The 6,083-nt window shown below is 64.5% G+C and carries 6 protein-coding genes; all 6 read left to right on the top strand.

The window, feature by feature from the left end:
* The coding region (locus AC1DVM_RS22165; protein ID WP_477258133.1) for a monovalent cation/H(+) antiporter subunit G at nt 1-297 on the top strand (297 nt) is incomplete at its 5' end.
* Nucleotides 294-1,226, top strand: coding sequence for an MnhB domain-containing protein (locus tag AC1DVM_RS22160; RefSeq protein WP_477258131.1), 933 nt, complete (start codon nt 294-296; stop codon nt 1,224-1,226). The genes AC1DVM_RS22165 and AC1DVM_RS22160, both read left to right, overlap by 4 nt.
* A complete protein-coding gene (locus AC1DVM_RS22155) occupies nt 1,223-1,573 on the top strand; it encodes an NADH-quinone oxidoreductase subunit K (protein WP_477258129.1) in 351 nt (116 codons plus the stop codon). Before AC1DVM_RS22160 ends, AC1DVM_RS22155 begins: the two co-directional genes overlap by 4 nt.
* Nucleotides 1,570-3,096 (top strand): complex I subunit 5 family protein, encoded by a 1,527-nt coding sequence (locus AC1DVM_RS22150; RefSeq protein WP_477258127.1) that lies wholly within the window; start codon nt 1,570-1,572, stop codon nt 3,094-3,096. The genes AC1DVM_RS22155 and AC1DVM_RS22150 overlap by 4 nt, the downstream gene beginning before the upstream one ends.
* Nucleotides 3,093-4,724, top strand: coding sequence for a complex I subunit 5 family protein (locus AC1DVM_RS22145; RefSeq protein ID WP_477258125.1), 1,632 nt, complete (start codon nt 3,093-3,095; stop codon nt 4,722-4,724). Before AC1DVM_RS22150 ends, AC1DVM_RS22145 begins: the two co-directional genes overlap by 4 nt.
* A gap of 39 nt (nt 4,725-4,763) precedes the next feature.
* Nucleotides 4,764-6,083, top strand: a 1,320-nt coding sequence (locus AC1DVM_RS22140; RefSeq protein ID WP_477258123.1) for an SLC13 family permease, incomplete at its 3' end; no start/stop codon positions are given.

The following is a 6,083-nucleotide window of genomic DNA, read 5'->3' as shown; positions in this document are numbered from 1 at the left end:
GGCATGAACGCCGTCATCGACGCCTTCACGTTCCTCGCGGTGGGCCTCGGAGGCATCTTCTTTCTCGCCGGCACGCTCGGTCTCATTCGATTCCCTAGCGCGCTGAGCCGTCTCCATGCCCTCAGCAAGGCTGACAACCTCGGCCTCGGCCTTGTCATCCTCGGCCTGCTGCCGCAAGCAACGAGCATCTCGGTCGCTATGAAGCTGATTGGTGTCTGGCTCCTGGCGCAACTTTCCGCGGCGACGGCTAGCCAGTTGATTGCGGGCAGCAAACGCCGTCACGGCCGCCGTCCATGACAGCGGTTCTGGACGTCGCTCTCGTCGTGTGGCTGCTTGCACTCGCTTTGCATATGGCAACCGCCCGCGACGACCAGAATGCGATCGTCGGATTTGTCGCATTCGGGTTCTTGCTCGCGTTGGGCTGGCTCCGGCTCGCGTCAGTCGACGTCGCCCTGACAGAGGCTGCGATCGGAAGCGGCGTGACGGGGCTGCTGTTATTGCGGGCGGAGGCGCATATCCGCAATCGACCGATGGCCTCCAAGCAACCAAGCCGCGCCATGACGGCCGCCGTAGCCTTACTCTCCGCCATGATCGCCGCGGCACTTGCAGCCGTCGTGCTGCTGGCTCCCTATCCCGCACCGACGCTTGCCTCTGCCGCAGCGTTTTCGCTCCCGACAACAGGTCTCGGCAATCCGGTCACGGCGGTCCTGCTGGCCTATCGCGCCCTCGACACGCTGCTCGAAACCGTCGTTCTGCTTCTGGCGCTGGTCGGTATTTGGTCTTTGTCCCCCCATCGGTTCTGGGGCGGGGCGCCCGATGCTTGTCCGGCGGTTGTCCCCGAACCGCTCATCTTCCTCGCAAGAGCGCTGCCCCCCATCGGCTTGCTGGTGGCGATTTATCTGTTCTGGGTCGGGGCGGATGAGCCCGGGGGCGCCTTTCAGGGTGGCACGGTTATGGCCGCGATGTGGATTCTCGTCATGCTCACGGGCTTGCGCCCCGCGCCCGAGATCAGGGGCACGGCTTTGCGGTGGCTGCTCGTCCTGGGTTCCGTGGTCTTTCTCGCCGTCGGCTTTCTCGGCATGGCAACGGCGGGCAGCTTTCTCGCCTATCCGGCGGGTTTGGCGAAGCCGTTCATTCTCGCCATCGAGGCGGCGCTGACGCTCTCCATCGCCGTGACGCTTGGAATGCTCGTCGCCGGACCGCCCGAAAAGGCACCTGGCCGATGATCTCGACCTTCCTCGCCGCTCCCACGTTGTATGGCCTCTGCGGCGCGGGCTTGGCCGGCATCGGCGTCTTCATCGTCGTGTCGCATCCCGAGATCCTGCGCAAGATCGTGGGTTTCAACCTGTTGGGCGCCGGGATCTTCCTGGTCTTCGGCGTCGCAGCCCGTCGTGGCGCGGCCGCCGAGTTCGATGGCGATCCTGTTCCGCAGGCGATGGTCATCACAGGCATCGTCGTTGCGTTCTCTGCGACCGCGCTCGCGATTGCGCTCCTCAGGCGGCTTTTCGACTTGACGGGCCGTGCGACGCTGGACGCGTCGTCGACCGAGAGCCAATCGCGGAGCGAGCCATGACGGTGCTCGTCGGTCATGCCGCCACGCCTGACGGATTTCTCCTCGTCCTTTCGGTCATCCTGCCGGTTCTCGGAATGCTGGCCATGTTCGTGCTCGGCTCGCGCCATGTCACGGGTGTTGCTCTTGCAACGCTTGCGTCCGGACTCGTCGTCGCGGTGGCGATCGTCGTTCAGATCGTTCGCACGGGCGATGCACTGACCTACGTGCTGGGAGGGTGGCAACCTCCGCTCGGGCTGGCCATGCGGGCCGATGGACTGGCCGCGACGATGTTGGCCATGACGGCCGTGGTGATCACCGCCACGGGTCTTTTCGCGCGAGGGCATTTCGGTCTCTCGCCGGATACGCGTGAAGGCCGAACACCTGAGGTTTTCTGGGCGCTGCTGATGGCAGTGTGGAGTGCGCTCAACACCATTTATATCGGCGAGGATCTGTTCAACCTCTATGTGGCTCTGGAATTGCTGACCTTCGGCGCGGTACCGCTCGTTTGCCTTGATGGCCGCGCCGAGACTGTAGCCGCCGCGTTACGCTACCTCATGTTCGCACTGCTCGGCTCGCTGTTGTATCTGCTCGGCGCGGCGTTGCTCTATGGGGCGTTTGGAACGCTCGACATCCAGACGCTCGCCCGGGTGATCGAGCCCGGCCCAGCAGTGTCCGTCGCTTTGGCCCTGATGATCGCAGGTCTCCTCGCAAAGGCCGCGTTATTTCCGTTGCATCTCTGGTTGCCGCCCGCCCATGCGGGGGCGCCGGCCGCAGCGAGCGCAGTCCTGTCGGCCCTCGTGATCAAGGCGCCGTTCTTCCTGATTCTGCGTCTCGTTTTCGATGTCGCGCCCCCGCTGACCGCCGCTTGGGCCGGTGAGATTCTGGCAATTCTTGGGGCTGCGTCCATTCTGTTCTGCAGCATCATGGCCGCAAGGCAGGCGCGCCTGAAGCTCATGATCGCCTATTCGACGGTCGCGCAGATTGGATATCTGTTTCTCATCTTCCCGTTGGCTGCCGGCACCGAGGCGGTGCCCCCGTGGGGAACCATCGCGTGGACAGGCGGGGCCTTGCAACTCGTGTCGCACGCCCTCGCCAAGGCGGCCATGTTCATGGCTGCCGGCCTTGTCGCTGAAGCCTTCGGACACGACCGCATCTCCGACCTCGGTGGGTTCGGCCGTGTGCTTCCTGTCAGCGCGTTTGCGTTCGCACTCGGCGGATTGTCGCTGATGGGGCTGCCGCCGAGCGGAGGCTTCATCGCCAAATGCCTTCTGCTCACCGCAACCGTCATAGAGGGTCATGCGTGGCTCGCCGCCACCATTCTGGCCGGGGGAATGCTCGCCGCCGGCTACGTCTTCCGTGTAGTGGGGCGAGCGCTCGCGACCCCTGCGGTGCCGTTGATCGTAAAGAGAACCATCCCGCGCCGGCTCGAGGCCGTAGCACTCGTGCTGGCGCTCGCGGCGGTAGGCCTTGGGTTCGTGCCGCTTCAACCCTTCCCGTTCCTGACTGCCGGCCGGCCCACCGTCTGGACAGGAGGTGCCCCATGAGCATCGCGGGGCTTCTGCTCGCTGCAACGCTGGTTCTGCCGCTGGCGATGGTGGCGGCCTGCTTGAGCGCCCGCTTCCGCGCCCGCGTCATCTCGTATCTCGCCCTTGCACCGCTTCCAGCGGTGTTGGCCGCGATTGTCTCGCCCGGAGGCAATCTCGTCCTTTTTCCGATTCCGTTTCGCATTATCCTCGCGCTCGACCTCCTCGGCGCGATCTTGCTGGGTGGCGCGGCCGTCCTGTGGAGCGCGGCGGGCGCCTACGCATCGTTCTATATGGGAAGTAAGCCGTCGGCGGCGAGATTTGCCATCTGGTGGCTTCTCACGTTGACGGGCAGCCTCGGCGTTTTCGTCGTCGCCGACATCGCAAGCTTCTACCTGGTCTTCACGCTGGTGAGTCTTGCCGCCTACGGCCTGATTACCCAGGATGAAACGCCGCGCGCGGAGCGCGCCGGCGCAATTTATGTCGCGCTCGCGATCGTCGGAGAGGCGTGCCTGCTGCTGGCCTTCGTCATGCTCGCGAGTGGAAGCACGGCGGCCAATCCTCTGATTGTGGACGTCGTTGCGACAATACGCGGATCGCCGCTGCAAGATGGTATCGTGTTTTTTATCATCGCCGGCTTCGCCCTCAAGATGGGGCTGGTGCCCCTTCATGTCTGGCTGCCGCTCGCTCACCCGGTTGCCCCGATGCCGGCCTCCGCTGTGCTCAGTGGAGTGGTGGTCAAGGCAGGTGTGATCGGGCTGATTCGATTTCTGCCCTTCGAAGCGGGGCTGCCTCATTGGGGGGGCGTGCTCACGGCGGTCGGGCTTGTCACAACCTTCTACGGCGTCGGGATCGGCGTCACGCAGACACGTCCAAAAACCATCCTTGCCTATTCGACGGTCAGCCAGATGGGCCTGCTCGCGGCCATGCTCGGGATTGGATTGGCGAATGCGGACGGCGACGCGCCGAGCCTCGTCGCCTATTACGCGATGCATCACACCTTGGTGAAGGGCGCCTTGTTTCTCGCGGTCGGCATAGTAGCGGCGACCGGCGGCGCACGCCTTCGTCCGGTTCTCATCGTAACCGCTATTCTGGCGCTGAGCCTGGGTGGCCTGCCGTTGACCAGCGGGGCCCTGGCAAAGCTCGCCTCGAAACCCATGCTCGGCTACGGGCTGGCTGGTCAGGCCTTGACGCTGGCGGCCGCTGGCACCACGCTCCTGATGCTCCATTTTCTTACGGTCCTATCCGGAGAAGCGTCTCGCGATTCGGGATCACGCGCGCCGACAGGAGAGGTCATTCCCTGGCTCGTCGTTTCCGTTCTCTCGGTTTTCCTCCCGTGGGTTCACTACCCCCATGTAACGGGGGAAACGGTCTGGAACGTGCTTCACATCGCGTCTGTCTGGAAAGTCGCCTGGCCGATGGGTCTCGGCGCCGTGGCAGCCGTTTTCCTGATCCGCTTGAGGGGCCGCGTTCCGTCCGTGCCAGAAGGCGATATCATCGTTCTCGCGGACGCATCTGCGCCCGCAATTCAACGCCTCGCCGTCGGCATCGAGCGCAGCGACGGCCTCCTGCGACGCTGGGCAGTCGCCGGCTCGTTGCTACTCACCCTTGCGATCATGCTTGGCGGAGCGCTCATGCATGGACATTGATCAGATTGGCTCTCGCTTCGCATCGGGCGATGTGAAACTTTGAGCCCGATCGAATACACAGCGATCATCATCGTCGCGGCGATAGCGCTGTTCACCTGGAACAGGCTGCCTGTCGTCATTGTCGCCATGGGGACCGCGCTCGCCCTTTGGGCGACGGGGGTCGTCACGCTTGATCAGGCTCTGGCGGGCCTCGGCGACCGGGCGGTGATCTTCGTCGCCTGCCTGTTCATCGTCAGCGCGGCTCTCGAAAGGACGGGAGTGACCGCCTGGGCCGGGCAATGGCTCATTGCGAGAGCGGGTGAACACAGCCGAACGCGATTGCTGGTGATCATCATGAGTGTCGCAGGATGTCTCACCGCACTCATTAGCGCCGGGGGAGCGGTGGCGGCACTGATGCCGGTTGTCGTCGTGGCGGCCATCCGGCTTGGGCGGTCGCCATCGCAGCTTCTGATGCCGCTCGCCTTTGCGGCCCATGCGGGCGCGAACCTGCTGTTGACCGGTGCTCCCAAGAACATCCTCGTCTCGGAAGCACTCGAAGATGCGGGCCTGACAGGGTTCGGCTTCTTCGAGTTCGCACTTGTGGGCGCCCCCCTTCTTGTCGGCGCGATGGCGATCATCCTTCTCCTCGGACAGCGGCTTCTGCCAGAGAGCAACAGCACGAAGCTGCCCTCCGACTTCAGTCGGCATGCCCAGACGCTCGTCGAGCAATACGGGCTTACCGACGGCATCTTCCGCCTGCGCGTTCGGGGAAGCTCGCCCTACATCGGGACAGCGCCCACATCCGTCGACATCACCGACCACCCCGGACTGACCCTGATGGTTGTTCAGGACGGAGGCTCGGCCTCGCCGCTACGCCGACCGGTCATCGCCGAGGGCGACTATCTTCTGCTACGAGGTGATGCGGAATCGGCCGCGCTTCTCGCGACTGAGATGCACCTTGCCATACGCGACGATGGCCTCGCCGGCGGAGCCGAAGAAACTCTTTTCGGTCGCCATACCGGGTTGGCCGAGGTCGTTGTGCCACCCCGCTCGGCACTCATCGGGCAGGTCATCTTTCCCGGAATGGCTACAGACACCGGCGATCTTATCGTCCTCGCCGTCCAGCGGGCCGGCGCCGACCTCGATCCCAGCAGTGCGGAACTCAAGGCCGGGGATACGATCCTGTTGAAAGGCACATGGGAGGCGCTCGATCTCAAGCTCGAGGATCCCGATGTGCTGGTCGTGAACTCACCCGAACTCGTGAGAAGCCAGGCGGTGCMCATGGGCGCGGGCGCCGCCCAGGCTGTGACTGTACTTGCCGGGCTCGTGATCATGCTTGCGACAGGTATCGTTCCACCCGCCGTCGCCGCGCTCCTGGCC

It is taken from the genome of Microvirga sp. P4_A5 (genome assembly GCF_056402495.1).
This window is presented reverse-complemented; position numbering and strand designations above follow the sequence as displayed.

Bases quoted from the DNA above. Each gene is read 5' to 3' on its own strand.
- AC1DVM_RS22155 (WP_477258129.1), top strand. From the start codon at position 1,223: ATGATCTCGACCTTCCTCGCCGCTCCCACGTTGTATGGCCTCTGCGGC.
- AC1DVM_RS22150 (WP_477258127.1), top strand. From the start codon at position 1,570: ATGACGGTGCTCGTCGGTCATGCCGCCACGCCTGACGGATTTCTCCTC.
- AC1DVM_RS22160 (WP_477258131.1), top strand. From the start codon at position 294: ATGACAGCGGTTCTGGACGTCGCTCTCGTCGTGTGGCTGCTTGCACTC.
- AC1DVM_RS22145 (WP_477258125.1), top strand. From the start codon at position 3,093: ATGAGCATCGCGGGGCTTCTGCTCGCTGCAACGCTGGTTCTGCCGCTG.